Here is a 20,376-nt window from a genome sequence, read left to right as displayed (position 1 = left end):
CGCTCGTGACATGACTCAACCGACCTTGGCGGCTGGCGCTCCAAAAGTGTTGCAGGTCCCGGGATCGGTTTTCGCAAAGCCCTGGCCCATCCAGAGGGCGTGGCTCTTGATCGATCCGTGGTCGCGAGGTTCCTTCTTGTGGTTCTCGTCGCCGCTGTGGTTCATCAGGTAGACCCACTGGCGCTCCAGCTCACCGGAGATCGGGAAGCTCGCCCGGCTCGCGCCGACGAAGGCCGCGGCGAAACAGTTGGCCTGCAGCGCCTGCCGCCGGTCCTGTTCCAGCTCAGCCGCCTTGTCCTTGGCCTGGTCGCGCAGGTTGCCCGAGGACTCCAGGATCCCGGTCAGGTTCTGCACGTGCGCGCCGTACACGAAGGCGATCGACTGGGCCATGTAGATCCGGGTGCCCGCCTTGTTCTTCGCGTAGTTGTCGGGCAGCTCCTGCCAGGGCATGGTGACGCTACCGCCGTGCTCGTCGGCACAGTACGACGCGACCTTCTCCTGGATCCCGCAGGCCGTCTCCTGACCCTCGTTGAAGATCACCAGCTTCGGCGAGCGGAACTCGAACCCGGCCTTGGTGACGATCGGCTTCCAGGCGTTGTCCAGGCAGCTGATCATCGCCTCGTAGTACGACCAGACGTTGTCCAGGGTGGTCGGACGGAAACCCGGCTCCTTGCACTTCACCGCGGCCAGCTTCCCCGCGGTGTAGATCGGGTTCTTCGCCAGTACGTCGGCATCCGCGGTCGGCTTGCGGGTCGGCTTGGCCGCGCCGTCCCCGTCGCGCACCGACGGTGTGGTCAACGGGTTCGCCAGCAGGCCGTCGCTCTTGGAGATGACGGTGACACCGGCGTACACGATCCCGCCGACCAGCAGCAGCACACCGGCCACGATCCCGGCCACCAGCAGCTTGGACCGCTTCTTGTTCGGGTCGAACGGGATCGGCTCCGGCTGAAACACCGTCCGGTACGCCGCTGCGGCCGCCTCAGCATCCCGCCGCGCACTCGATATCCCGGGCCCGTCCAGCCGCGAACCCCGCAGCTGCGGCGCGGCCTCGTCCTCGGCCGCCTTGCTCAACCGTGGCGTCGGCGCCGCCAATGGCGCGGCTCCACGCTCCACCGGCTTGCCCTCAGTACCGCTGTCCCCGGCCCCGCCCGGCAGGAAATGCCCCGGTTTCGGCCCTGGCTGATCAGCCATGTCTCTCTTCTCTCCCCAGCACTGCAGTCCCCGATCCACCCCCAGACCGGCGCATGATCCTAAACCTGAATCACCCGATCAGCCCACTCAATTGCAGCAATTGACATTACCTGACGGTAAGTTAAGTCCTCGTGCTGGAGAATTCGCGGTTTCCACGAGCCAACGGGTACGACGCAGAGTGGGTCCTGGCCGGGGACATGGGGCCGCACCCGCTGTGGTTGCTGGAGGAGCTGGCCGGTGAGCTCGAGCTCCGACCGGGCCTGCGAGTCCTGGACCTGGGGTCGGGAAAGGGCACGACCTCGGCGTTCCTGGCCAAGGAGTACGGGGTTCGGGTCTGGGCCGCGGACCTCTGGATCGACCCGACCACGGCCGCGGAGCACATCGCCGTACAAGGGGTGGAAGGCGTTACGACGCTGAAGGCGGAGGCGCATGCGTTGCCGTTCGCGCGCGGGTACTTCGACGCGATCGTGTGTGTGGACGCCTGGGAGTACTTCGGTACGGCGGACAACTACCTCGCCTACATCACGCAGTTCCTGGCACCGGGCGGGCAGCTCGGAGTGGCGACTCCGGCGTTGCGGCGGGAGGTCCGGGAGCTGGGGTTCATCCCGGAGCACATCAAGAAGCTGGTCGGGCCGGAGGCGCTGGCCTGGCACACGGCCGACTGGTGGCGTTTCCAGTGGGAGATCACCGAGCTGGTCGAGGTGACGGCAGCGCGGTTCCAGGAGTCCGGGTGGGCCGATTGGCTCGCCTGGTCGCAGGCAGTCTCGGCGTACCGGGGTGAGCGCGACGGCTCCCTCGACATGCTCGAGGCGGACCAGGGTGAGTACCTGACGTTCGCGATTCTGGCCGCCCGTAGGCTGAGGGCATGAGCTGGGCTGTGTATGCGGTGCGAGGACCAGGAGGCGTGCGGCGTCTCGAGGACATGCCGGACGGCTACGAACCGCCCTCGGTGGGGATGGCGACCGACGTGATCGACGTGGTCCGCGAGGTGGTGCCGGACGTGGACACGACCAAACCGTCCTGGCTGACGTTGCGCAGCGAGGACTACGACGTCGAGATGACGATCGGCAAGGGCGTCCAGGTCCGCGACATCACCTTCTACCTGAACGACGGGCCGCGCTCGATCCCGATCGTGATGGAGATCAGTCGCCGGCTCGGCGTCACGCCGTACGACACCGAGTCCGGCAACTTCCTCACCGAGGAGTCCCGGCCCCCGGTCCCGCCACCGCTCACCCCGGACGAGATCAAGGCCAACAAGCCGAAGTGGTGGAAGTTCGGCCGCAAGTAACAACCCCCGGCAGGTTGCCGTCGGCTTTCGCTGCGCTACGATCAGGACGATCGTACAGGACGAACGTCCTAGGAGGACCGATGCCCTCTCCAGCGGCCGTGCGGGGTGAAGAGGCGCGGCGGCGCCTGCTCACCGCGGCAGCAGAACTGATCGCGGAGCGCGGGTGGTCCGCAGTGAGCACCCGGATCCTGGCCGACCGCGCCGGGGTCAGTCCGAGCGTCGTGCACTACCACTTCCCGTCGGTCCAGGCCGTCCTGATCGAAGCAGCGATCACCGCCATGCAGGGCGTGCTCGACGCAACCAGTGAGGTCTTCGCCGCGGCGACGAGTCCGGCCGACGGGGTCGACGCCCTGCTCGCGTCGATCGACGAGTACTCCGGGACCGATCCGCTCTCAGTGATGTTCACCGAGGCCTGCCTCGCCGCGACCCGCGACGACGAGCTCCGCGCTCGGATCGCCGCGCTGGTGACGGGCTTCCGCGCTCGGATCGCCGACTGGCTCGCCCTCCACCAAGTGCCCGACCCCGCTGCCACCGCGGCGGTCCTCGCTGCCGCGATCGACGGCCTGCTACTGCATCGCGGTCTGGGGCCGGTCGACGCCGGTACGGCGGCTGTGCTGCGGAGGCTGGTGTTGTCATGAAGGTGATCGTCTGTGGTGCCGGCATCGCCGGTCTCGCCCTTGCACATCGGCTCTCCGCGCTCGGTCAGGAAGTGATCGTGCTCGAACGCAGTCCCGGGCCGCGCACGCAGGGCTACATGATCGACTTCTTCGGGCCAGGACTCGACGCGATGGAGGCGATGGGGTTGCTGCCGGCCTTGCGCGATGTCGCCTATCAGGTCCCCGAGGCGTTGCTGGTCGACGATCGCGGGCGCAGCCGGGCCCGCGTCGCCACCGACCGGTTCGCTGCCGGAGAGCTCCTCAGCGTCACCCGCCCGGATCTGGAGGATGTCCTGCGCGCACATCTGCCGGACGGCGTCGATCTGCGGTACGGCGTACCGGTGGTGGATGGGGCCCAGGGCGACGGAGTACGTGTCACCACGGCGGACGGGAGCACCGTCGACGGTGATGTCCTGATAGGGGCCGACGGCATCCATTCTGCGGTGCGCCGGATCGTGTTCGGTCCGGAGCGGGACTACCTGCGGTACCTCGGTTTCCACACCGCTGCGTACACCTTTGACGCGCCGCACATCCACGAGGAGGTCGACGGTCGGTTCTGCCTGACGGATTCGATCGGCAGCCAGTTCGGCTTCTATGCATTGCGTGACGGCCGGGTCGCGTCGTTCGCCGTCCACCGGACCCCCGACCCGGTGCTGCCGACGGACCTGCGGGCGGCGATCCAGTCGGCGTACAGCGATCTTGGATGGGTCGTGCCTGAGGCCCTGGCTGCCTGCCCTGCTCCAGACCAGATCTACTACGACCAAGTGGCGCAGATCGTCATGCCCAGCTGGAGCAAGGGCCGGGTCGGCCTCGTCGGCGACGCCTGCCAGGCCGTGTCCCTGCTGGCCGGTCAGGGCGCGTCGTTGGGGATCGCCGGTGCGTATGTCCTGGCTGGTGAGCTGGCCCGGGCGACTTCACCTGAGGCCGGACTGGCGGCGTACGAACGAGTCTGGCGTCCGATCGCCGAGGAGAAGCAGAAGGTCGGCCGGTCGGCGGCGCGCTGGTTCCTGCCTGCGTCCCGGACCCAATTGATTCTCCGGAGGCTGATGCTGCGGCTGCCTTTCGCTCGCCAGCTGCTTGCGGCTGCGCTGGCCGGCAAGCCCACCACCCTGATCCGGGAGCTCGCGTAGCCGTCAGGCTGGGCGGGTGGCGACCAGGCGGGCGATCTTGTTGATGCGGTGTTCGGGGTTGCCGAGGGAATCGCGCCAGTAGTTGCCGGCGGCGTTGTCCTCGGGGGTCGCGCAGGTGGAGATGGTGAGCATGGCCTGGGTTGCTTTGACGCCCGGGCGGCCTGGGACGGCCGCGTTCTGGGCAGCCTTCTCGGCGGGTTTGCGGAACGAGATGGTCATCGTCTGCGAGACCACGTAGTCGTAGATGGTCCCGCCGGCGGTGAAGAGCACGTGCGCGCCGTTGGCCAGCTCGGGTACGCGTTCCAGCGGGCGTCCGTGCGAGACGCGGTGTCCGGTGATGATGAAGTTGCCGATCTCGCCGACCCCGACGCCTCCGGCCGGGCCGCGTGGGCTGGCCGCGACGCCGCGGTCCTGGATCGTGGTCCCGGGCCGGTCGTCGGCCGTCCCCGGGTAGCTCACTACTCGGAGCCCGCGGACGCCGATCGACGGGATGCTCATCGTGACCGGCCCGGCGACGGGTGGTCGGGGCGTGGGGGTCGGCCGCGCGCTAGGGGTAGGCCTGGCGCTCGGGGTAGGCGTGGCCCCCGAGGTCGTCGGGGGCGGCGTGGCGCTCGGGGTCGTCGGGTTGCTCGGTGGCGGTGAGCTGCTGGTCGAGGGCGCCGGTACGTCGGCCTCCGGCGCGGTGCCGGTCGTGTCGGAACACCCGGCCAACGCCACCAGCACCATCACCACAACTCCAGCCAGCCTCACCCGACGAAGGTAAGCCGGAGGACCGAAAACCCTCCGAAAGCTCAGTCCAGCAGCTCGAACAGCGCCGGACCGACCCGTAGCACCCCAGAGCTCAACGGAGTCGCCCGTACGCCGCCGTGCCCGCGCAACGCCTTCATCGCCCCCGGCCCGACCACCACGTTCATCCAGGCACACGGATTGGCCGGCCGATAAGCCTGGAACTCCACCGGCCCGGACCCGGAGTCGAGCGAGAACCGCCGCCCGGCCGACATCCGCCCCGCGGCGAGGGTGTCGATCGGATACCCGCGGACCACGATGTTGCGGCGCAGCACCGTCGGATCCACGCCGGGCACGGAATCCGCATCCAGCAGCGTGACGGCCGCGTTGCGGTGCACGGTCTGGCCGAAGTACCGGTCGCCGACAATCCCGAGCCCGGCCCGAACCTCCACTTCGGCACGGGCGATCGGTGCGGGATCAGGCCGCGGCCCGTCCTGCGGCCGCCCCTCGAAGGCGTGCACGGGCGACACCATCAGCGCCACGACCTCGACCGCCGTACTCATCCCCAGGTCAACGGATCCAGGAGCCGGAAGAACTCGAGCCGCCGCCGATCCGGCTCGGTCAGCCCGTACGCCGTCAGGAACGGACCAGGGTCCACCGACCACTCGTCGTACAGCTGGATCGTGGTCAAGGCGAGGTCGGAGTACCGATCGGCGACCCCGAGCCGGCCCACGTCGATGAACCCGGTCACACGCAAGGTCAGCGGATCGAAGAACACGTTCGGCAGACACGGATCGCCGTGACACACGCCGAGCTCGGTCACCGACTCCACATAGGGGCGCTCGGCAACGACTTGCGCCAGCAACGCCTCCGGAGTCATCGCTCGCCACTCGTCGGTCAGGAACTGCGGGTTCACCGCACCCCGCCGTACGACGTCCTCGGCGGCAGCGATCACGGACGCCAACGGGCGCTCGAACGGGCAGTCCGGCACCGAATGCAGCTCGCGCAAGGTCCGCCCGAGCGTCTCCATCGCGCCGAGCCAGGCCCAGGACGGCAGGTCGATCCCCGCGATCCCCGGCACCGCGCTCGTCAGCAGGCACGCGCTGTCGTCCGACACCTGCCAGTCGACCACCGTCGCCCCCGGCATCCCGGTAGACGCCAGCCAGGCGATCCGATCGCGCTCCGCCTCCAACTCCGGCACTCCCGAAGGACCGCAGCTCTTGGCGAAGACCGAACCGCGCCGGTACACCGCCGTGTCGGATTCCCCGATCTCGACCGCTTCCCAGCCGTCCCCCGCCGGCATCATGCTTGCGACGACTCTCGCACGATCAGCTGCCATGGGAAGTCGAACACCTCCCCCGGTGCGCCCTCCCGGTCGGTCAACCGGCCGACCATGATCCGCGCCAGCGCCTCGTTGAACCCGACCGGCCCGACCGTCGACAACGACGGGTCCAGATGCTCACCCTCCGGCGTGTTCCCGACCCCGACCACGGCCAGATCCCGCGGTACGTCGATCCGCAGCCGATGCGCCGCCCGTACGACGGCGATCGCGGCGAAGTCCGTCGTACAGTAAATGGCGGATGGGCGGTCCGGCTTGCTGAGCAAGGTCATCGCGGCCCGGTAGGCACCCTCGGGGTGCTGCTCGAACACCTCGATGTCGTCATCGAGAATCGGCTTCCCGGCCGCCTTCAGCGTGTTCAGGTAGGCGTCGAACCGCTTGAAGCCCGACCTGCGCGAGGTGAGCGCGCCGACCCGGTCGTGCTGCGCCAACAGGTGCTCGACGGCCAGGTGACACCGCGGCTCGGCGCCGGACCGGATCACGTCGAAGCCCCGTGGCTCAAGCGTTTCGCTGAACGCGACGATCTGGACACCCTGCGCCGCGAAGGCCTCGAGCTCGGCGATCTCCGAAGGCTCCGAGCTGACGCCGTCGATGAAGATCACGTCCGGCGTCCGGTTCGACAGCACGGCCCGCCAGTCGCCGTCCGCGACGATCAGCGCCGTCTTGTTCAACGGGCGGACCGCCGCGCTGACGGCATCGGCCACCGCCTGGGACCACGGGTCGGCGAGCACGTTCAGTGACAGCAGGACCAGGTCGGATTTCCCGGTCCGGATCGCCCGGGCAGCGTCGTTGCGCCGGTACCCGAGCCGGCTGGCGACCTCCCGCACCCGGTCGGCGGTGGAGTCCTTGATGGTGTGACTGCGATGCCGCCCGGACAGCACGTAGGACACGGTCGCGACCGAGACCCCTGCCTCCTTCGCAACCATGCGCAGTGTTGGCCGGTCCGACATACCGATGATTCTTGCAGAACGGTCTAACCTTTTACCGCACCTGTGATGACGCCCTTGGTGAAATGGCGCTGCAGGAACGGGTAGACCATCGCGATCGGGACCAGCGCGACCACCACGACCGCCATCTGCAGGGACTGCGGCTGCGGCAGCGGTTCCACCCCGAGTTGGTCCGCCGACAGCGACTTCCCCTGCAGCACGTAGGTCCGCAGAATCACCTGGACCGGCCATTTCGAGGTGTCGTTCAGGTAGAGCAGCGCGTTGAAGAACGCATTCCAGAAGCCGACCGCGTAGAACAGACCGACCACGGCGATCACCGCCTTGGACAGCGGCATGATGATCTTGCGGAGGATCATGAAGTCACTCGCGCCGTCGATCCGCGCACTCTCCAGCAGTTCACCCGGCACATTCATGAAAAAGGTGCGCAGGACAACGAAGTTGAAGGCACCCAACGCCCCCGGCAGGATCAGCGACCACAGGCTGTCCAGCAACCCGAGCTGCTTCACCACCAGGAACATCGGGATGATCCCCGGCGCGAACAACAGTGTGAACAGCACCATCAGCAACACCGGCCGCCCGAACAGCACCGGCCGCGACGTCGCATAGGCCAGGGCAATCGTCACCGCGAGCGCGATCGCCGTACCGACCAGGGTGACGAAGACGCTGACCATGATCGCCCGGCCCATCAACCCGCCGCTGAACAAGGTCTCGTACGCCTTCACCGTCGGATGCGACGGCCACAGCACATACCCACCGGCGTCGATGATGTCCTGATCACTGGCCAGCGAGGTCGACACCACGACCAGGATCGGTACGACGATCGCCAGCGCGAAGCCACCGAGGACGACCGCCTTGATCGCCTGGTAGGCAGGGGACGGATTCTCTTTCCAAATGGGCCTCACGAGCCACCCCTTCGCTGGAAAATCCCCGGCTCACCGAGTCGATGGGCGAGCGAGTTCGCACCCCAGAGCAGCAACGCGCCGACCACGCCCTTGGCCAGCCCGGCTGCGGCTCCGCTACTCCAATCACCGCCGACCACGCCCGCGTAGTACGTGAAGGTGTCGAGCACTTCGGCCGCGCCCGGACCGACAGAGTCGCGCTGGAGGATGAACTGTTCGAAGCCGACACTGAGGATGTCGCCGATCCGCAGGATCAGCAGCAGCACGATCACGGTTCGCAGCGACGGCAGAGTGATGTGCCAGAGCCGCCGCCAGCGGCCGGCGCCGTCCGCTGCCGCCGCCTCGTAGAGCGAGACATCGACCGTCGTCAGCGCGGCCAGGAAGATGATCATCGCCCAGCCCGCGTCCTTCCAGACCAGCTGCGCGACCACCAGCAGCGGGAAGGTGTCGGGGTTCGTCATGAACGGGATCGGGTCCAGCCCGGCCTGCCGGAGCAGGTTGTTCACGAACCCCGCGCCACCCAGCGACTGCTGGAACAGCGTCACCACCAGCACCCAGGACAGGAAGTGCGGCAGGTACGCGATGGTCTGGAACCAGCGCCGTACCCGGTTGCTGACCAGCGAATCGACGATCAGCGCCAGCCCGATCGGGATCGGGAAGAACAGCAGCAACTGCGCACCGGCCAGGATCAGCGTGTTCCGCAGCGCATCCCAGAAGTCCGGGTTGGCGTACAGGTTGACGAAGTTCGTGAACCCGTTCCACTCGCTGTGCATGATGCCGAGGTACGGCTGGAAGTCCTGGAACGCGACGACGTTGCCGATCACCGGCAGGTAGAAGAAGACCAGCAGGAAGACGACGCCCGGGACCATCAGCAGCACCATCTGCCAGTCCCGGCGCCACCTCTCCGCGAACCTCACGACCCGGTGACCGGCACGCCCGCCGGCAGTACGGCAGCGAACTCGCCACGCATCTTGTCACCGCCGCCGGACTTCCAGCGCTTCAGAGCCTCGTCGTACGCACCGATCTTCTGCCGGCCGGTGACGATGTCCACGATCGTGTCCCGGAACGCGGCGGTCAGCTTCGGGCCGACCTTGCTGCTGGTGTCGGAGTACGTGCCCGCGGTCGGGTTGCGCATCGCGAACTCCAGCAGTTTCTGCTCGGTCGCGTGGATCTTGCGGGTGTCGTCCGGGAAGGCCGGGTTGAAGATCACGCTCTCCGGCGAGGTCATGATCGTCAGCGCGCTGACCAGACCGGGCGCCTGCTGGGTGCCGGCCTTGGTCAGCACCGGGTTCTTCTGCGCGTCCAGCTGGTACTGCTGCCCCTCGACGCCGAAGTTCTTCTGCAGATACTCCTTGGTGCCGAACGGCGCCGACAGGTAGTCCATCAACGCGAGCAGCTCGCGGATCCGGCCCTCGTCGGTCTGCTTGAACGGCGTGAACCCGACCGTGCCGTAGCCCATGTCGTAGACCGGTTTCGCCTTACCGTCATGGCCGAACGGGATCAGCGTGTCGACGAACAGCGTCGGGTCGAGCGCCCGGAAGTCGGAGGTCGCACGCGGTCCGACCACGACCTGCGCGGCGATCTGGCCGTTCACGGTCTTCGGTGTCGCATCGGCGAGGTTGAGGTCCGGGTAGAACACCTTGGCCGCCCACAACTTCGCGGCGTACTCGACGGCGGCTCGGTAGTTCTCGGTCTCGTACAAGTGTGTGAGCGAGCGATCCGCGTTGACCCGCCAGCCGTTCGGCGCACCGAACCACTCACCGAACATGTGCAGCATGTTGATGATCGCCGGCTCGAGCGCGTAGTTCGTGCCGTTGCTGAGTTCCTTGCACTTGGCAAAGAACTCGTCGGCGTCCGCGCTCTGCAGGCCGCCGACCTTTTCCCAGGTCCGCGGGTTGCCCATCATCACCTGGCCGAACGGCGTCGACGGGATCGGCGCGCCCCAGATCTTCCCGTTCACCACCGCGGTTCGCCAGGACGCCGGCTTCAGCGCGGCCAGGTTCGGGTACTCCAGAACGGCGTCGCCGGACAGGTACTTCGTGAGGTCCTGGAACTTGGCCTCCAGCATCGGGCCGATGTTCGGGATGCCCTGGTTCGGCGGCAGCCACATCAGGTCCGGCAGCGAGTCGCTGGCCAGCAGCGTCGCGAATTTCTCCGGGTAGCCCGGGTCCGTGCCGATGGTGAGCTTGAGTTCCGCGCCGAGCGCCTGGTTCAGCGCCTGCCACATCGGGTTGCTGCCCATCGGCGGCGGAGGCGTCGCGAACGTCTCGGTCAGCGCGGTCACCGCGTTCTTCAGCGGCGGCGCCTTCACACTCGCGGTCGCGTTGGCCGGGAACCGCAGGAACCCGGGCTCGAGCCCCGACTCAGCACCCGGCAGATCGGGCTGCAACCCCGCAAAGGGCTTGTACGTCGGGAGTTTCAGCTCGCCGGACGCCTTCGCCCCGCCACCCGCCGTACCGCCGTCACCACACCCGGCGAGCGTGGACCCAGCCACCACCGCCGCACCGGAGACCTGCAGGAACCGTCGCCGATTGATCATTGCCGCTCCAAGCCACAGTAGAGTGCTCACTAACGAGCACTTAAACGTTAACCCGGACCGTAAACGACGGTGGCGCCTGATGGCAAGGGACAAAACGCAGCCGGCGGCCGCGGGGAGACCCCCACGACCGCCGGCTTCAGCTGTTGCTGTGTGTCAGATCAGCAGCGCACCAGCAGCCCGAGCAGGATGCTGCAGGTCTTGCTGGCCTTGTCGTTACCCGCCACCGAGTCGGTCGGCAAGCTGGCGACCCGCTGCGCGGTCGCGACGAACGAGCCCGTGGTCAGCAGTCCGGCGGACGCGCTGAACGTCTTCGTCACCGAGGCGCCGCTGGCCAGCGATGCGACCGGGCAGTACAGGTTCCGCGTCGTACCGACTCGCGTGCAGCCGGTCGTCCCGCCGTACGACAGACCGGACGGGTACGCCGCCGAGACGTTGATCCCGGTCGCCGTGGCCGGCCCGTTGTTCTTCACCGTCAGGGTGTAGTTGATCCGCGCGCCGGACGCCGATCCGGTCAGCCCGACCGAGACGTCCGCCTCCACCGGCGCCACCGCGAAGGTCAGCGTCGGTCCCTCGAGCAGCTCGAAGGAGTACTCGTCACCCAGCAGCTGGTGCTGCAGCGTGACGGATTCCGGCGCTGTGTCCAGCACCTTGAAGGTGTAGACAACGGTCCGGGTCGCACCGCTGGGCAGGTCTCCGAGCGCGGCCCGGAACTCGATGTCCAGCGGGAAGCAGATCACCGCTCCCGTACAACTCACCAGCTCGATCATGCCCGGCAGCGAAACGCCGGTCTTCCCGAACAACGCGGCCTTGGCGCCCACAATCGTGAACGACGCGGCGTTGTGCACTGTCTGGGTGATCGTGAATTCCTCGCCGACATCCAGCGAGGTCTTGCTGACCTCGATCGCACTGGTCGGCGGATCGGCCGCCATGGCCGTCGCCGGTGCGATCAGCGTTGCGCCGGCGACGACCGTCACCAGGGCAGCACGAAGTACCTTCCAGGCATGCATAGCAGCCCCCCACTATTCGACTGAATACTTCCCCCATCGCCTGATCGGCGATGCAGCTGAGTATGGTGCGCCCGATCACTACGCACAACCACTCGAATCAGCCGTTTGTTACGGGTCACCCGTTGTCAGCGGTTGGTGACCTCGAACGCGACGATCGCCGCGGCGACCGCGACGTTCAGGGATTCGACGCCGGCGTGCAGCGGGATCTGCAGGTCGGAATCGGTGGTCACCGTGATGCCGTTGGTCTCGCCGCCGAGCACGTAGACCGCGCGGGGCGCGAGCTCGGTCTTGAACAGCGAGTCCCGCGACCGCGCCGAGAGTCCGTAGACGTGGTACCCGGCCGTCCGCAGGACGTCGACAGCGGTCTTCGCGGTCGACGTGTTCACGATCGGGGCCTGGAACGCGATCCCGGCCGACGCCTTGATCACCAGCGGCCCGACATGCGGCGTACCGGCCCGGGGCAGGATCACCCCGTCGAACCCGGCACCGGTCGCCGTCCGCAGGATCATCCCGACGTTGCCCGGGTTCGTGACACCGTCGAGCAGGAACACGTTGGTCGGCCGCTTGCCACGCTCCCGGACGAACTCCTCCAGCGGCGTCATCCGGGGCGCGTTCACATCCGCGACCACACCCTGGTCGTGCTTCCCGTTGCCCGCGAGCCACTTCACCCGGTTCGCGGTCGCCCGCTCCACCGGCGTACCGGTCCGGTCCGCCGCACGCAGGATCTCGTGCATCGAACCACCGGTCGCGTTGTCGGCGATGACGACCTTCGCCACGCTCAAACTCGGGTCGTCCAGCGCCTCGAGCACCGGCTTGCGCCCGTAGATCGTGATCCATTTGTCCCGCGGCGACTTCTTCGACTCCACCCGCCTAACTTACTGGAGCGGGTTCGTGGCCTTGCCATCCAGCCAGAGAGTGTTCGACTTGTCGCCGTGCGGTCCGGGGCGGCCGACGTGCTTGTCCGAGATGGTCGTGCCGTTCTTGATCACGTACACCAGCGCCATCGCATGCCCACGGCCGAGGTCGTAGTCCGCCTTCAGCCAGTCGCAGATGACACCGGCTTTCACGTCCTTGGCGTCGTACCCCTTGGCCTTCGCCTGCTCGACCAGCACCCGCGGGGTGTGACCGGTCTTCTCCTCGATCTTGTCCAAGTACGCCTGGAACGACATGCTCGCCTGCTTTCGGTCGGGGTTGCTTTCACCCCTGCGTCGAGCGGGTCTGTTCGATTTCGACACATCGTGTGATCGCTTCGACCGATCGATCAACATCGGTCTCGCTCGTCGTCCAGTTCGACACCGAGATCCGCATCGCCGCGCGCCCCTGCCACGTCGTACCGGACATCCAGGCCGTGCCCTCCTGCTGAACGGCTCTGACCACTCTCCTGGTCAGGTCGTCGTCACCGAAGCGCACGAGCACCTGGTTGAGGCGCACCTCGTTCAGCACGTACTCGTCCAGCTGCTCGGCGAACCGTCGCGCCATCGCACAACACCGATCGACCAGCTCCACGATCCCCTGGCGTCCGAGCGCCCGGATCGCGGCGTACACGGCAAACCCGCGAGCACGCCGGGAGAACTCCGGGTTGTAGTCGAGCGGGTCCCGCTGGTCCTCGTCATGGATCAGGTACGACGCCCGCACGCCCATCGCCGCCCGGTGCGCAGCCGGATGAGCGCAGAAGACGAGGCCGGAGTCGTACGGCACGTTCAGCCATTTGTGCGCGTCCGTCGCCCACGAATCCGCCTTCGCGAGCCCCTTGATCGGCGTACCGACTGCACTCCACATCCCGAACGCGCCATCGACGTGCACCCAGGCGTCGTCGCTTAGCTCGCAGATCTCGTCCAACGGATCGATCGCGCCGGTGTTCACGTTGCCCGCCTGCGCGCAGACGATCGTCGGCCCCTGGTGGAGCTCGCTGGCTAGCGCGTCCGGCCGCATCCGCCCCTGCCCGTCCACCGCGATCGGCACGATGCACCGCGTCCCCAATCCGAGGAACCGCAACGCCCGATCCACCGTGTCGTGCCGCTCAGCCCCAACCAGCACCCGCACTCTCGGTGCGCCGATCAGCCCGTCCGCCTCGACGTCCCACCCGGCCTTCCGCAGTACGTCGTACCGCGCTGCCGCGAGCCCTGTGAAGTTCGCCATCTGCCCACCGGTCACGAACCCCACAGAGGTCTGGTCGGGCAGCCCGAACAACTCGACCAGCCACCCCGTCGCGATCTCCTCGGCCACCGCTGCCGCGGGCGCAGCGGCGTACAGGCCCGCGTTCTGATCCCACACCGTCGCCAACCAGTCCGCCGCCAGCGACGCCGGCGTCGCCCCGCCGATCACGAACCCGAAGAACCGCCCGCTCCCCGTCGCCACCAGCCCGCCCTCAACCGCGTCGGCCAGCTCCTCGATGATCTCGCTCGGGTCCCCCGGTCCCTCCGGCAACTCGCCGCCCAACCGCCGCCTCAACTCATCTGCCGTAGCCCGCGCCCCGACCGGCCGCTCCGGCAGGTTGTGCAGATACGCCATCGCCCGCGCGTAGGCCTCGCCGAGCGGCCCCTCCCAGTCCGGTTCCATTCCTCCTTTCTACGCCGATTCCGTCGTACAGTGCCGCATCAGTTTCGGGAGGAGACAGGTATGAGCCGCTGGTCCGCCATCGCCGGCTATTCACTGGTCGGCGCCGCGACCCAACTCGTCTGGCTCAACTTCGCCGGCGTCACCACCGTCACAGCCACCCACTACGCCGTCTCCGAAACCGCCATCGGCTGGCTCGCGCAGGTCTTCCCCCTCCTGTACGTCGTCCTCTCCATCCCCTGCGGCCTCGCGTTGGACCGCTGGTTCCGCCCGGCCCTCCTGGCCGGCGCGTTGCTGACCGCGATCGGCGCTCTGATCCGCCTGGGCGGCGACCACTTCGCCTGGCTCCTGGCCGGCCAACTCATCTGTGCTGTGGCCCAACCCCTGGTCCTGAATGCCGTCACCGGTATCACCGGCCGCTACCTCGCGCCGAAAGACCGCCCGACCGGCATCGCCATCGGCACCGCCAGCATCTTCGCCGGCATGCTCCTGGCCTTCCTCCTCTCGGCCGTCTTCTCCACCGGTAACTCCTTGCAGAGCATGCTCGTAGTCACCGCAGCCTTCTGCGTCCTGGCCGTTGCACTCCTGGCCATCGCCCTCCGCACCCCCGGCCCGCACGCCGCCCCCGCCGTACCCCAAGCCACCTTCACCGCCCTCCGCACCGCCTGGTCAGACCCGCTGATCCGCCGCCTCTGCATCCTGGCCGTCTTCCCCTTCGGCGTCTTCGTTGCCCTCAGCACCTTCGCCCAACCCCTACTGGAACCCGCCGGCGTCACCTCCACCACCGCCAGCATCATCCTGTTGCTGAACGTCATCGCCGGCGTCCTGGGCAGCGCCCTACTCCCCATCTACGCCGCCCGCCACCACGCCGAGTCCCCCTACCTACTGGCCAGCCTCAGCCTGACCGCCATCTCCTGCGCCCTCCTGGCCTTCCTCCCCAGCACCCCCGTGGCCCTGATCACCATCACCCTCATCGGCCTGGTCCTCCTCCCAGCCCTCCCCATAGTCCTGGAACTAGTAGAACGCCGTTCCCCCGACGCTGAAGGCACAGCAGCCGGCCTCATCTGGCTCGCCGGCAACCTAGGCGGCCTCCTAGCAGCCACCGCAGTAGGCCTCCTCGTAAACCACCCCCGCTACGCCTTCCTCCTACTGGCCCTCCTCCCCCTCATCGCCCTCCCCGGCGCCCACACCCTCCGCCACCACCTGCAAACCCCCCCCCCCACCACCCGCTAAACTGTCCCCGCACCTCGCCGACGTGGCGCAACTGGCAGCGCACCGCTCTTGTAAAGCGGTGGTTAGGGGTTCGAGTCCCCTCGTCGGCTCCAAAGGAAAGACCATCCCCGCGTGCTACGCAGTCGCTCCTGCGTCGCGCCAGCTACGCGCGCACCCGCCCACCCTTGGCCCCTCCCCGGGCTACCGCCCGGAAGTTGCGGGCTACCGCCCGCGCCGGACCAGCCGAGGTCAGCGTCGCCTCGCCCTACCGCCGTCACGCCGACCGCATCCTCAGTCCGCGGACTCCCGCGCACTCGAATCCACAGATTCAGTCCGGAGACGGCTCTCTGACCAGGCGAGTTAGGTGGGGTACAGATCGTCAGAATGGCCAGTGCCCAATTGCCGCACAGCTTTGAGTCTGATGATTCCCAAATCACCACCTGGCCTGCATCGCAACAACCCACCTCGATCCGGCCGGTACGACGCTCGCGGGCAGATCCGAGCGCCGTACGGGCTCGGCGAGAAGCTGGTCGCTGCTCTCCGCTGCTCCAACAACACGGACGCCAGCTCCAGGAACCAACACGGGACCGCGACTTCTACGCTCTCGCAGCGGGTGCCGGCAACGCCTACTGTTGAGCGGTGATTTCTGCGACTGTCGCTCCTGCCAACTTCTGGACCGAGAACAAGGACCTGCTCGCGCTTGGTGTGTCACTGCTCGCTCTGCTCTTGTCGATCATCACCGCAAGGCAGAACGCGAAACTGACCCAGGAGGTCGCCAGGAATTCCGCTGCCCATGCCGAGTCAATGGCGCGCACAGCGACCTACCAACGGATCCACGAACTGCTCATCGACCCGGCCTCCGCGCGTGGACGCAGAAGGCTGTTCAGGTCAGCACAGCAAGGCTGTTTTCCGAATCTCGGAGAAGATGGATGGGACGAGATCAACTACTCGCTTGCCTTGTACGACACCCTTGCGGGTTACATGCACCGGGACCAGGTGGACGAGCACGTCGTGCTGGAGGCATGGCACCATCCGTTGACGAACATCGCGGAACCTGTTCGCCAGTTCATGGCCTTCCGCGTCGCACACGGCGTCAATCAACCGTGGTCCCACCTGATGCAGTTGATCGCCAGAGCTGAGCAACACATCTGTCAATGCCCCGATGCAGAGTCGTCCGGCGCACCCGAAACCACCACCCCAGACGGAGAGTAATCGCCTAGTTGCTCAGCCCATGACTCCAGTTGTAGAGTTATTCGTCGCGCCGCCACGCTGTCCGCCGTTGCCGTCGATCAAGGAGCGTGGATGACCAACCTACGCCTCACCGGCGGTGCGCTCAGCGGATCGCGTGCATTTCTTTATGTGAAGGCGTCGGAAGATGTAGTCATAGCTCAACGGCAGCAGACGCTGGTGGATTTTGCCGCCGCTCTCGGCGTTCGCGTTCTGACGGTATTTGTCGATCTGCAGAGGTCGGAGAGCGAATCTACCGCGGTGTTCGGCGAACTGCTCGACGCGCTCTGGCGGAATGACGGCGTGCTACTCCTCCTGGGCGAACCCGCGCAGCTCGCTAAGGAGCCGGCGGCTCAGCGGGCATGCCGAGCAAGGATCAACGCAACGGCGGCACAGGTCCTCTACGCGCACGGCTGACAGGTGTGCCACCCACATCAAGGCAACTCAGACGAGGCCGGGGCACGCCTCACGACTAGGTCCGCGATGATGCCGCGAATCGCCACATCGCGCGAAGCATCCGTTGTGGCCTCGGTGAGAACGCGGTCGAAGGCAGCGCATTCCGCTGACGACGGCGCGGCGTCACGAGATCTGAAGAAGCAAAGCAGCGTATACAGGTCCCACCAGCGCAGTCGCCGTGACCGCACGCTGACGTCCGCGACTCGCAGCATCAAAGCGCGCCGGGTCCTAGACCAGTCCTGGCCCTCGTCACGAGCGTCGTGCAGATTGCCAATCATGTCGCCGAAGTAGACCAGTTGGACCGACCGATTGAGCAGATCCTCCTCGTCGGACTGCAGGACAGTTCCCATGTAGTCGGCCTCGATATCGAGATCGCCGTAAAGGATCGCCCCCAACGCCGCCGAGCGGCGGGCAACCGGGCTCGGCTCGGCACGGTAAGCCACCTGCAGGACCTCTGGACAGCTGTCGAGGCCGAGGCGACCGATGTAATAGAGCACATGTTCGCGCTCTCGTGGGTCCGCTGAGTCGTGGTAAGCACGAGTAAGCTTTGACAGGGCGCGTTCTCGTTCAGGTGGCCCGAACGAGTCGAACGCTTCGCGCACGAATCCGTTCACGTCGTCGTTGAAAGCGATCGTTGGCGGCCGCATCTTGCTTGCCTTCGCGATCACACTGCGGACCAGGTCCTGAGCGAGCACGAACTCGCTGAAGGTCTCATGAGCAAATCCGGGGATGACCAACCTGTCGGCCGAGCTGAAAACGTTCAGGATGGAAGACATCGCCGGCCATGTCTTCTCCCTGTTGGTCTCGATCGGCAGCGAGGGTGGCTTGCGCCCTTGTTGCCGTCGAGAATAGATCTGACTCGCCAGCTTGACATGGCCACGTACCACCCGCCCAGTCTCGCGCTGGTCAAGTCCATGTCGGTCCGACTCGTAGGTCAGCAGGTGATCGTAGAACATGCTGTACAAGGCGTACCTGGTTCTCGGCAAGTCTGCTGTGACACCTTCTGCATGATGAGACGCCGTGATCACCGCGACGATCAGGTGCAGCGGATTGGTCACCAATTGTATGAAGTCTGCGGACTCCTGCCATGACGCCAGCGTACGGCCGGTCTCGGCATCGTCAGCCTGCCTGACGAAACTGTCGATGAACTCGTTGACCTGCTGCTCCAGCAAGGGCTGCAGTTCGAGGATCTCGTCGGCTCCACTCAGGAGAGCGCGGACTGCACTCGCGCGACTGAAGAACTCCGCACGGCAACTGACCCACCAGGGTCGCGCTCCCAGCGACCGGAGAAAGGCAGCAATTTGCTGCAGCCCGCTTTCGCTCGCCTCGTCCAGACCATCGATCAGCACAGTCCCATCTGCGGGAACGTCACCCAGACGTAGTCCCACACACTCTGCGGCGGTCAGGAAGACCGGCATTGCCTCGGCGGTGGCCGCAGTCCCCTCGATAGCCAGACGCCTCAGCAACGTCGACTTCCCGGCTCCGGCACCACCGATCAGTACCACGTGGCTCGGTCGCTGTCGCGCGAGCCAGGTCGAGATGTCGGACGCTGCGACGGTCAGCGACCTCAGGGGACGAATTCGGGATTCGAGGATCAGATCCGGCCACAGCTGAGCGAGGGTCGGCCCCGCTACCGAAGCCCCCCGGAGGAGTGGCATGTTCAGCAGTGTCGCCCGACTCTTCGGCTCCACCTTGCCACCGAAGGCAGGCACCACATCCCCGCCTGTACTGATGTCACGAACGATGTCTGTCAGGAACCCCACCAGATCTTCGAACTGGTCGCCGTAGACGATCGGTTTGATGGATTCCCTTCGGTCGAACTGCACGGGACCGTTCTGAGCCTCGGCGGCCGTCGTCAAGTAGTAATGAGTGAGCGGCGTTCCGCCAAAGGCTTCGAGGAGATGTCTTCGCAGACTCGAGAAGTTCGGGTCGTCCAGTCCGGCCCCACAGCCGATAAAGAGCACCGACGATCTGAGGAACATCGCCCGTTCGAGCGCCTGCGCATGGGCCGATGCCAACAACGCGCCGTAGTCCTCACTTCCAAGGACCACGCTGTCCGGATCCGTCCATACGCCGTGCATATGGGCGATTCCTATCGATCGGTCCAGAAGCGCTCGTTGGAAGACTGCGGGGCTGCGCCAAGAGACGGGCGGTTGGCCCGAAACCGTCTCGATGAGCGTGTCGTAATTGGTCGTCGCGAGCGGAGCGTCCAACGAGACGATCGCTTCGAGGAGGTCACGGCTCCGCAGGGGAATCGTTGAGAACGTGTCTGCGATGAAATTTCCCCACTGAGCGTCCCGTCGCAGGCCCCGTTGCAGCTTCTCCGCTACGGACAGCACGTCTCCGTCCGCCAGGTCTGCACGTGCTCTCTGCAGACCATTACGACCGGGCAGTTCGATACCGGCGCGTTCGCACCAGTCCAATCCGTAGGCGAGCATGCCGACCCAGCCCGCTCGAGGCTCTCCACCGGTGGAACTCAAGGAGACGCCGGCACCACAGACCACTACGAGGCGACGCTCCCGCGCTGCCTCGATGAGTGACTCGCGATGTGCACTGCCTGAGCTAGGCATCGGTCTACTGGCGCCGATATCCCAGCTCCCAGTACTTTGCGTCGCCCAGATATTCATCGAGCTTGGTACCGACGAGCTTGGCCAACTTGTCGGCGATCTCGATCCCGTACGAGTCGTACTTCGCAACATCCAACCGATATTCGGTCAGATCGCCGTTGCGCTCCTTGGCATACATGAGAGCAGCGAACAGAATCTGTAGCTCCTCACATGCTTCCGCGAGCTTGGCCTCGATAGTCTCGCGCCGATGAAACTCCTCCAGTGTCTCCAGCAGTTCAGGCGCCACATCGCCAATCACGTCGCGAACGATCGCGGACTCGGCCGTTCCTTTCGCCTGCTTGACATAGACGGAACCACGACGAGGCAGGTCCGTGAGCCGGCTCTCTCCGACCTCATGAAAGAGGAGCATCGTGAGAACCTTGCCCATGTCGACAGGCTCGGCGATGTACCGCCTGAGCACATACGCCATCATCGCTGCCTCATAGCAGTGGTCCGAGACCGCCTCGGGCTCACGAACTCCGGCCATGATCCACCCGGTCCGAGGGATCTTCACCAAGTTGTGCAGCTCGGCAAAGCAATCGAGCAGGCGATTTTCGTCGACCGGCGACTGGTGATTCGTCATACTTGAACCTTTTC

General features: G+C 66.5%; 22 protein-coding genes and 1 tRNA gene. 9 read left to right on the top strand and 14 right to left on the bottom strand.

Annotation, left to right across the window (positions count from 1 at the left end):
* Positions 1–15 precede the first annotated feature (15 nt).
* Entirely contained in the window at positions 16–1,191 is a 1,176-nt protein-coding gene (locus tag ACFCV3_RS38075; protein ID WP_376039085.1) for a neutral zinc metallopeptidase, read from the bottom strand.
* A gap of 131 nt (positions 1,192–1,322) precedes the next feature.
* Between ACFCV3_RS38075 and ACFCV3_RS38070 the strand changes: the two genes are divergently transcribed.
* The 4 genes from ACFCV3_RS38070 to ACFCV3_RS38055 all read left to right on the top strand — a co-directional run bounded on the left by ACFCV3_RS38070 (position 1,323) and on the right by ACFCV3_RS38055 (position 4,265).
* Entirely contained in the window at positions 1,323–2,060 is a 738-nt protein-coding gene (locus tag ACFCV3_RS38070; protein WP_376039083.1) for an SAM-dependent methyltransferase, read from the top strand.
* Positions 2,057–2,479 (top strand): hypothetical protein, encoded by a 423-nt coding sequence (locus tag ACFCV3_RS38065; RefSeq protein WP_376039082.1) that lies wholly within the window; start codon positions 2,057–2,059, stop codon positions 2,477–2,479. The genes ACFCV3_RS38070 and ACFCV3_RS38065 overlap by 4 nt, the downstream gene beginning before the upstream one ends.
* Positions 2,480–2,559: 80 nt before the next feature.
* On the top strand, positions 2,560–3,117 hold the full coding sequence (locus ACFCV3_RS38060; protein ID WP_376039080.1) for a TetR/AcrR family transcriptional regulator: 558 nt from the start codon (positions 2,560–2,562) through the stop codon (positions 3,115–3,117).
* Positions 3,114–4,265 carry an FAD-dependent oxidoreductase gene (locus tag ACFCV3_RS38055; RefSeq protein WP_376039078.1) on the top strand — a complete coding sequence of 384 codons (1,152 nt, stop codon included), beginning with the start codon at positions 3,114–3,116 and terminating at the stop codon, positions 4,263–4,265. The genes ACFCV3_RS38060 and ACFCV3_RS38055 overlap by 4 nt, the downstream gene beginning before the upstream one ends.
* A 3-nt stretch (positions 4,266–4,268) precedes the next feature.
* Here ACFCV3_RS38055 and ACFCV3_RS38050 read toward each other — a convergent pair whose 3' ends face one another.
* Positions 4,269–4,763 (bottom strand): class E sortase, encoded by a 495-nt coding sequence (locus tag ACFCV3_RS38050; RefSeq protein WP_376039076.1) that lies wholly within the window; start codon positions 4,761–4,763, stop codon positions 4,269–4,271.
* Here ACFCV3_RS38050 and ACFCV3_RS38045 point away from each other — a divergent pair.
* Positions 4,756–5,028 (top strand): hypothetical protein, encoded by a 273-nt coding sequence (locus ACFCV3_RS38045; RefSeq protein ID WP_376039074.1) that lies wholly within the window; start codon positions 4,756–4,758, stop codon positions 5,026–5,028. The two genes, ACFCV3_RS38050 and ACFCV3_RS38045, sit on opposite strands and share 8 nt — an antisense overlap.
* A gap of 28 nt (positions 5,029–5,056) precedes the next feature.
* On the opposite strand, the gene ACFCV3_RS38040 is transcribed toward ACFCV3_RS38045, so the two are convergent.
* The 10 genes from ACFCV3_RS38040 to ACFCV3_RS37995 form a co-directional block, all read right to left on the bottom strand.
* The gene (locus ACFCV3_RS38040; RefSeq protein WP_376039072.1) at positions 5,057–5,554 is read right to left on the bottom strand and encodes a molybdenum cofactor biosysynthesis protein; all 498 of its coding nucleotides are present in this window, start codon (positions 5,552–5,554) and stop codon (positions 5,057–5,059) included.
* Complete coding sequence (locus ACFCV3_RS38035; protein ID WP_376039070.1) at positions 5,551–6,330, bottom strand: phosphotransferase; 780 nt, start codon at positions 6,328–6,330, stop codon at positions 5,551–5,553. The genes ACFCV3_RS38040 and ACFCV3_RS38035 overlap by 4 nt, the downstream gene beginning before the upstream one ends.
* Positions 6,294–7,280 (bottom strand): LacI family DNA-binding transcriptional regulator, encoded by a 987-nt coding sequence (locus ACFCV3_RS38030; RefSeq protein ID WP_202875323.1) that lies wholly within the window; start codon positions 7,278–7,280, stop codon positions 6,294–6,296. The genes ACFCV3_RS38035 and ACFCV3_RS38030 overlap by 37 nt, the downstream gene beginning before the upstream one ends.
* Positions 7,281–7,303: 23 nt before the next feature.
* Entirely contained in the window at positions 7,304–8,179 is an 876-nt protein-coding gene (locus tag ACFCV3_RS38025) for a carbohydrate ABC transporter permease (RefSeq protein ID WP_376039067.1), read from the bottom strand.
* Complete coding sequence (locus tag ACFCV3_RS38020) at positions 8,176–9,057, bottom strand: ABC transporter permease (RefSeq protein WP_376039064.1); 882 nt, start codon at positions 9,055–9,057, stop codon at positions 8,176–8,178. Before ACFCV3_RS38020 ends, ACFCV3_RS38025 begins: the two co-directional genes overlap by 4 nt.
* Positions 9,058–9,089: 32 nt before the next feature.
* Positions 9,090–10,715, bottom strand: a complete 1,626-nt coding sequence (locus tag ACFCV3_RS38015) for a sugar ABC transporter substrate-binding protein (RefSeq protein ID WP_376039061.1) — start codon at positions 10,713–10,715, stop codon at positions 9,090–9,092.
* A 158-nt stretch (positions 10,716–10,873) separates the two neighbouring features.
* Positions 10,874–11,722, bottom strand: coding sequence for a DUF11 domain-containing protein (locus ACFCV3_RS38010; RefSeq protein ID WP_376039059.1), 849 nt, complete (start codon positions 11,720–11,722; stop codon positions 10,874–10,876).
* A gap of 125 nt (positions 11,723–11,847) precedes the next feature.
* Positions 11,848–12,588: a TrmH family RNA methyltransferase gene (locus ACFCV3_RS38005; protein ID WP_376039056.1), complete on the bottom strand. Its 741-nt coding sequence runs from the start codon at positions 12,586–12,588 to the stop codon at positions 11,848–11,850.
* A gap of 9 nt (positions 12,589–12,597) precedes the next feature.
* Positions 12,598–12,891, bottom strand: a complete 294-nt coding sequence (locus tag ACFCV3_RS38000; protein WP_376039054.1) for a DUF4287 domain-containing protein — start codon at positions 12,889–12,891, stop codon at positions 12,598–12,600.
* 28 nt (positions 12,892–12,919) lie between these two features.
* Complete coding sequence (locus ACFCV3_RS37995; protein ID WP_376039052.1) at positions 12,920–14,281, bottom strand: pyridoxal phosphate-dependent decarboxylase family protein; 1,362 nt, start codon at positions 14,279–14,281, stop codon at positions 12,920–12,922.
* A gap of 60 nt (positions 14,282–14,341) precedes the next feature.
* Between ACFCV3_RS37995 and ACFCV3_RS37990 the strand changes: the two genes are divergently transcribed.
* From ACFCV3_RS37990 to ACFCV3_RS37975, 4 genes are all read left to right on the top strand, one after another.
* Entirely contained in the window at positions 14,342–15,511 is a 1,170-nt protein-coding gene (locus ACFCV3_RS37990; protein WP_376039050.1) for an MFS transporter, read from the top strand.
* A 16-nt stretch (positions 15,512–15,527) separates the two neighbouring features.
* Positions 15,528–15,603 (top strand) — tRNA-Thr (locus tag ACFCV3_RS37985).
* Between the two features lie 526 nt (positions 15,604–16,129).
* Positions 16,130–16,702, top strand: a complete 573-nt coding sequence (locus tag ACFCV3_RS37980) for a hypothetical protein (RefSeq protein WP_376039047.1) — start codon at positions 16,130–16,132, stop codon at positions 16,700–16,702.
* A 90-nt stretch (positions 16,703–16,792) separates the two neighbouring features.
* Positions 16,793–17,134, top strand: coding sequence for a hypothetical protein (locus tag ACFCV3_RS37975; RefSeq protein ID WP_376039045.1), 342 nt, complete (start codon positions 16,793–16,795; stop codon positions 17,132–17,134).
* 17 nt (positions 17,135–17,151) lie between these two features.
* On the opposite strand, the gene ACFCV3_RS37970 is transcribed toward ACFCV3_RS37975, so the two are convergent.
* Together ACFCV3_RS37970 and ACFCV3_RS37965 are read right to left on the bottom strand one after the other, a co-directional pair.
* The gene (locus tag ACFCV3_RS37970) at positions 17,152–19,611 is read right to left on the bottom strand and encodes an SIR2 family protein (RefSeq protein ID WP_376039043.1); all 2,460 of its coding nucleotides are present in this window, start codon (positions 19,609–19,611) and stop codon (positions 17,152–17,154) included.
* A 136-nt stretch (positions 19,612–19,747) separates the two neighbouring features.
* Entirely contained in the window at positions 19,748–20,362 is a 615-nt protein-coding gene (locus ACFCV3_RS37965) for an HD family hydrolase (protein WP_376039041.1), read from the bottom strand.
* Positions 20,363–20,376 lie beyond the last annotated feature (14 nt).

This window comes from Kribbella sp. NPDC056345, from assembly GCF_042262745.1.
In the GTDB taxonomy this organism is placed as follows: Bacteria; Actinomycetota; Actinomycetes; order Propionibacteriales; family Kribbellaceae; genus Kribbella.
This window is presented reverse-complemented; position numbering and strand designations above follow the sequence as displayed.

What these genes read in the sequence shown, in the direction of transcription:
- ACFCV3_RS38040 (WP_376039072.1), bottom strand. Translation starts at nt 5,554, where the DNA reads ATGAGTACGGCGGTCGAGGTCGTGGCGCTGATGGTGTCGCCCGTGCAC.
- ACFCV3_RS38020 (WP_376039064.1), bottom strand. Translation starts at nt 9,057, where the DNA reads ATGGTGCTGCTGATGGTCCCGGGCGTCGTCTTCCTGCTGGTCTTCTTC.
- ACFCV3_RS38055 (WP_376039078.1), top strand. Translation starts at nt 3,114, where the DNA reads ATGAAGGTGATCGTCTGTGGTGCCGGCATCGCCGGTCTCGCCCTTGCA.
- ACFCV3_RS37990 (WP_376039050.1), top strand. Translation starts at nt 14,342, where the DNA reads ATGAGCCGCTGGTCCGCCATCGCCGGCTATTCACTGGTCGGCGCCGCG.
- ACFCV3_RS37970 (WP_376039043.1), bottom strand. Translation starts at nt 19,611, where the DNA reads ATGCTCGCCTACGGATTGGACTGGTGCGAACGCGCCGGTATCGAACTG.
- ACFCV3_RS38075 (WP_376039085.1), bottom strand. Translation starts at nt 1,191, where the DNA reads ATGGCTGATCAGCCAGGGCCGAAACCGGGGCATTTCCTGCCGGGCGGG.
- ACFCV3_RS38035 (WP_376039070.1), bottom strand. Translation starts at nt 6,330, where the DNA reads ATGGCAGCTGATCGTGCGAGAGTCGTCGCAAGCATGATGCCGGCGGGG.
- ACFCV3_RS37995 (WP_376039052.1), bottom strand. Translation starts at nt 14,281, where the DNA reads ATGGAACCGGACTGGGAGGGGCCGCTCGGCGAGGCCTACGCGCGGGCG.
- ACFCV3_RS38030 (WP_202875323.1), bottom strand. Translation starts at nt 7,280, where the DNA reads ATGTCGGACCGGCCAACACTGCGCATGGTTGCGAAGGAGGCAGGGGTC.
- ACFCV3_RS38015 (WP_376039061.1), bottom strand. Translation starts at nt 10,715, where the DNA reads ATGATCAATCGGCGACGGTTCCTGCAGGTCTCCGGTGCGGCGGTGGTG.
- ACFCV3_RS38010 (WP_376039059.1), bottom strand. Translation starts at nt 11,722, where the DNA reads ATGCATGCCTGGAAGGTACTTCGTGCTGCCCTGGTGACGGTCGTCGCC.
- ACFCV3_RS37975 (WP_376039045.1), top strand. Translation starts at nt 16,793, where the DNA reads ATGACCAACCTACGCCTCACCGGCGGTGCGCTCAGCGGATCGCGTGCA.
- ACFCV3_RS37965 (WP_376039041.1), bottom strand. Translation starts at nt 20,362, where the DNA reads ATGACGAATCACCAGTCGCCGGTCGACGAAAATCGCCTGCTCGATTGC.
- ACFCV3_RS38045 (WP_376039074.1), top strand. Translation starts at nt 4,756, where the DNA reads ATGCTCATCGTGACCGGCCCGGCGACGGGTGGTCGGGGCGTGGGGGTC.
- ACFCV3_RS38060 (WP_376039080.1), top strand. Translation starts at nt 2,560, where the DNA reads ATGCCCTCTCCAGCGGCCGTGCGGGGTGAAGAGGCGCGGCGGCGCCTG.
- ACFCV3_RS38065 (WP_376039082.1), top strand. Translation starts at nt 2,057, where the DNA reads ATGAGCTGGGCTGTGTATGCGGTGCGAGGACCAGGAGGCGTGCGGCGT.
- ACFCV3_RS38050 (WP_376039076.1), bottom strand. Translation starts at nt 4,763, where the DNA reads ATGAGCATCCCGTCGATCGGCGTCCGCGGGCTCCGAGTAGTGAGCTAC.
- ACFCV3_RS38000 (WP_376039054.1), bottom strand. Translation starts at nt 12,891, where the DNA reads ATGTCGTTCCAGGCGTACTTGGACAAGATCGAGGAGAAGACCGGTCAC.